This window comes from Streptomyces sp. P5F9, from assembly GCF_057961495.1.
The window spans coordinates 1-4,470 of sequence record NZ_JBXVPZ010000633.1 but is presented as its reverse complement, the minus strand read 5'-3'; the positions used below and the strand labels follow the sequence as shown (position 1 = coordinate 4,470).

Here is a 4,470-nt window from a genome sequence, read left to right as displayed (position 1 = left end):
CCCCCGGACACCCCCTCCAGGCGACCACCGCGTAAGGCACTTTTTCTGCCGCTCCCGCGCTGAGGGTCGTCCCGTCGCCATGCCCAACTCCCGGCACGACGAGACCCACGGAGGGCTCACCCATGTCCGTTTTCGCTGCCCTGGTCGACCAACTCGCCGACCTGCTCCACCCGTTGTTCGGCACGGCCGCGGCCGCCGCCGCGATCATCCTGTTCACCGCTCTCGTACGACTCCTCGTGCATCCCCTGTCGCGGGCCGCGGCGCGTGGGCAGAAGGCGCGGGCCCAACTCCAGCCGCGGGTCGCCGAGTTGCGGAAGCGGTACGCGAAGCAGCCCGAGAAGCTGCAGAAGGCCGTACTCGAACTGCACGCCGAGGAAAAGGTGTCCCCGCTCTCCGGGATCCTGCCGAGCCTGCTCCAACTCCCGGCGTTCTTCCTCCTCTACCGCCTGTTCTCCGGCGGCGGCGACGGCCTGCTCTCCCACCAGCTGTTCGCCGCACCGCTCGGCGGCCACTGGGCCGACGCGCTCGCCGGGGACGGGATGTTCGGACCGGCCGGACTCGTCTACGTCGGGCTGTTCCTCGTCGTCGCCGCGGTCGCGACCTTCACCTACGTCCGCACCCGGCGCGCGGCCGCCGCCGCCCCGGCCGGCACCGGCACCGGCGCCCTCGGCAAGGTGCTGCCCCTCCTCTCCTACGGCACGCTGATCACCGTCGCCGTCGTGCCGCTCGCCGTCGCGCTGTACGTGGTGACCAGCGCGGCCTGGAGTGCCGTGGAGCGGGCCGTGCTGTACACCTGACCGCTCGTGGTTACGGTCCAGTCCGTGAACCAGGTATTGCGGACTGGACCGTGAGCTTGGAGGATCGACCAGTCCTCCGATGGCTGCACCCATCGGTCGACCGTCCGCGATCGATGGAGATGGTGAACATGAAGCTGCTGCGAGTCGGTACGGCGGGGGCGGAGCGGCCCGCGCTGCTCGACGCCGAGGGGACCCTGCGGGACCTGTCCGGCATCGTCCCGGACATCGACGGGCCGCTGCTCGCCGACACCGCCGCGCTCGGCCGGATCCGGGCCGCCGCCGACGCCGGGGAGCTGCCGGCGCTGGACGCCGACGGGCTGCGGGTCGGGCCGCCGCTGGCGCGGATCGGCAAGGTCGTGTGCATCGGGCTGAACTACCACGACCACGCCCGCGAGACCGGCGCGGAGCCGCCCGCCGAGCCGGTCATCTTCTTCAAGGCGGCGGACACGGTCGTCGGGCCGTACGACACGGTGCTGGTCCCTCGCGGGTCGGTGAAGACGGACTGGGAGGTCGAACTCGCCGTCGTCATCGGGCGTACGGCCCGTTATCTGGAGTCCCACGAGGAGGCGCTCGCGCATGTCTCGGGGTATGCGGTCGCGCATGACGTGTCCGAGCGGGAGTTCCAGATCGAGCGGGGTGGGACGTGGGACAAGGGGAAGAACTGCGAGACGTTCAATCCGCTGGGGCCTTGGTTGGTGACTGCGGATGAGGTTCCGGATCCGCAGGGGTTGGCGTTGAAGCTCTGGGTGAACGGGGAGTTGAAGCAGGACGGGACGACCGCTGAGCAGATCTTCTCGGTGGCTGAAGTGGTGCGGTATGTCAGCCAGTTCATGACCTTGTATCCCGGGGATGTCATCAACACCGGTACGCCTGCGGGGGTTGCTCTTGGGCAGCCTGAGCCGAAGCCGTTCTTGCGGGCTGGGGATGTTGTGGAGTTGGAGATCGCGGGGCTTGGGCGGCAGCGGCAGGAGTTCAAGGACGCCTAAGGGGTGGGGGCTGCGTGTTGTTTTGCGGGTGCGCGGCCGTTGTGGCTGGTCGCGCAGTTCCCCGCGCCCCTAAAGGGCGTCACCCCTACGCCAATAGCGAAGCCAGCCTGCGCCAGGCCTCTCGGGGGAGGTCTTCGCGGGAGCCGCCGTCCACCACCTGGAGCGCTACGTGGTCCGCGCCCGCCGCCAGGAAGGTGTCGATCCTCGCGCGGATTGAGGACTCGTCGCCCCATGCGAACACCGCGTCCACCAGGCGGTCGCTGCCGCCGTCCGCGAGGTCGGACTCGGTGAAGCCGTTGCGGAGGAAGTTGTTGGTGTAGTTAGGGAGGGTCAGGTACATGGCCAGGTAGTCGCGGGCCAGGGTGCGGGCTCGGGTCGGGTCCGTTTCCAGGACCACCTTCAACTCAGGGGCCAGGAGCGGGGTTTCGCCGAGGATGGCGCGGGCCTTGGCCGTGTGGTCGGGGGTGACCAGGTACGGGATCGAGCCGGCCGCGCGGTCCCGGGCCAGCTCGATCGTCCTCGGGCCCAGCGCGGCGAGGAGGCGGCGACCGGCGGGTACCCCGGCCGTGTCCAGGGCGTCCAGATGGGCGACCAGGGCCGAGTACGGGCGACGGTACTCGGCCGTGTTCTTGGCGTGGGCCACCCCGAGGCCGAGCAGGAAGCGGCCCGGGTGGGCCTGCTCCAGTTCGGCGAAGCTCGCCGCGCTCTCGGCCGCCGTGTACTGCCAGATGCTCTGGATGCTGGTCCCGACGGCGATACGTGACGTCGCCTCGATGAGCGGGACGGCGTTACGGGCGGCACTGCTGCCACCCAACCAGACCGCGCCGTACCCGAGTTGCTCCAGCTCCGCCGTGGCCTCCGCCAACTCGCCGCGCCGGGACGGATCTTCCGAGCGCAGACCCACGCTCCAGATGCCGTACCGGCCGACCTTTTCCTTCAGGGCGCTGCTCATCGGTCCCGTTCCCTTCGGTGTCGGACGTGTCGGACAGTCCCAACGGGAGGGAGCCGCGGGTTAATTCCGGTCGTCGTCCAGGAACTGCTCCAGCGCCGCTACCACGAACCGGTGGTCCTGCAACTGTGGCAGCCCGCTCACCGTCACCGTGCCGATCACGCCGACGCCCTCGACCCTGATCGGGAAGGAGCCGCCGTGTGCCGCGTACTCGTCGGGGTCGAGGCGTGAGGACTCCTCGAAGGTGCTGCCCTTGGTGCGGAAGCGGGTGCCGACCAGGTAGGAGGCGGCGCCGAAGCGCTCAACCACCTTGCGCTTGCGGTCGATCCACGCGTCGTTGTCGGGGGAGGAGCCCGGCAGTGCCGCGTGGAAGAGCTGCTGACCGCCGCGCCGGATGTCGATGGCGACCGGGGCCTGGCTCTCGCGGGCCAGTTCCACGAGGAGGGAACCCAGCGCCCACGCGTCGTCGTAGGTGAAGCGCTGGAACACCAAGTGCCGTTCCTGTGCTTCGAGTTCCTCCACCGTGGGGGTGATCTCGGGGGCGATCCGCTGGGTGATCGCGGGCTTGTTCTGGGTCACAGGGTCACCGTCACTCCGTCGCGGGCGCTGCGGCGCGCGGCTTCCAGTACGTCGAGGGTGGCGGCCGCCTCCAGGGCGGTCACCGGGTTCGGGGCGCCGTCGCGGAGGGCGGCGGCGACGGCCGCGTAGTACGCGGGGTAGTCGCCGGGGACGGTCGGCTCGGGGCGGCCGCCGCCGGTGAGGGGGGACTCCCCGGCGCCGACACGGCCGTAGAGCGACTCGGGTTCGTGGCCCCAGTTCTTCTCGGTGCCCGGGCGCTTGCCGTCGCGCAGGTCCGCTTCCTGGGGGTCGAGGCCGTACTTGACGTAGCCCGCTTTGGAGCCCAACACCCGGAAACGCGGGCCGAGTTGGGCGGTCGTAGCGGAGACGTACAGGTGTGAGCGGACGCCGTCCGTGTGGGTCAGCGCGAAGAACGTGTCGTCGTCCGTCTCCGCGCCCGGGCGGCGGATGACCGACTCGGCGTACACGGAGGCGACGGGGCCGAAGAGGGCGAGTGCCTGGTCCACGACGTGGCTGCCGAGGTCGTAGAGGAGACCTCCGATCTCTGCCGGGTCACCGGACTCGCGCCAGCCGCCCTTGGGCTGCGGGCGCCAGCGCTCGAAGCGCGACTCGAAGCGCCAGACGTCACCCAGCTCGCCCTCGGCCAGCAGCTTGCGGAGGGTCAGGAAGTCGTTGTCCCAGCGGCGGTTCTGGAAGACGGAGAGGAGGAGGGAGTGTTCCTCGGCGAGGGCCGCCAGCTCGCGGGCCTCGGCTGCCGTGCCGGCGATCGGCTTGTCCACGACGACCGGGAGGCCGGCCTTGAGGGCCGTGGTCGCGAGCGCGACGTGCGTCTTGTTCGGAGACGCGATGACGATCAGGTCCAGGTCGTCGGCGCGGGCGAACAGTTCCTCGGGGGTCGCGGCCGTGCGGACGTCCGGGAACTCCGCGCGGGCCTGTTCCTGCCGCTCCGGGTTCGAGGTGACGACCGTGTCGAGGGCGAGGCCCTCGGTGGCGGCGATCAGCGGGGCGTGGAAGACGGAGCCGGCGAGGCCGTAGCCGACGAGGCCGACGCGGAGGGGTGTGCGAGTCGTGCGTCCAGTCATGCCCTCCACTTTCGCAACGCTGTTGCCAAAGTGCAAGTGGTGGGGACAATGGGGGTGTGGACAACAGTGCGCGGGGC

General features: G+C 70.4%; 5 protein-coding genes. 2 read left to right on the top strand and 3 right to left on the bottom strand.

The genetic code is table 11. The features are described from left to right. The first annotated feature begins 122 nt into the window (after positions 1-122). Positions 123-797 carry a YidC/Oxa1 family membrane protein insertase gene (locus AC31A1_RS47360; protein WP_489659257.1) on the top strand — a complete coding sequence of 225 codons (675 nt, stop codon included), beginning with the start codon at positions 123-125 and terminating at the stop codon, positions 795-797. A gap of 128 nt (positions 798-925) precedes the next feature. Beyond that, positions 926-1,783, top strand: a complete 858-nt coding sequence (locus tag AC31A1_RS47355; RefSeq protein WP_489659256.1) for a fumarylacetoacetate hydrolase family protein — start codon at positions 926-928, stop codon at positions 1,781-1,783. Between the two features lie 85 nt (positions 1,784-1,868). Here AC31A1_RS47355 and AC31A1_RS47350 read toward each other — a convergent pair whose 3' ends face one another. The 3 genes from AC31A1_RS47350 to AC31A1_RS47340 are packed head-to-tail and all read right to left on the bottom strand — an operon-like array spanning position 1,869 to position 4,393. Next, positions 1,869-2,735, bottom strand: a complete 867-nt coding sequence (locus tag AC31A1_RS47350) for an LLM class F420-dependent oxidoreductase (protein WP_489659255.1) — start codon at positions 2,733-2,735, stop codon at positions 1,869-1,871. Between the two features lie 60 nt (positions 2,736-2,795). Further along, positions 2,796-3,311, bottom strand: a complete 516-nt coding sequence (locus AC31A1_RS47345; RefSeq protein WP_489659254.1) for a heme-degrading domain-containing protein — start codon at positions 3,309-3,311, stop codon at positions 2,796-2,798. Then, entirely contained in the window at positions 3,308-4,393 is a 1,086-nt protein-coding gene (locus tag AC31A1_RS47340; RefSeq protein ID WP_489659253.1) for a Gfo/Idh/MocA family oxidoreductase, read from the bottom strand. The genes AC31A1_RS47345 and AC31A1_RS47340 overlap by 4 nt, the downstream gene beginning before the upstream one ends. Positions 4,394-4,470 lie beyond the last annotated feature (77 nt).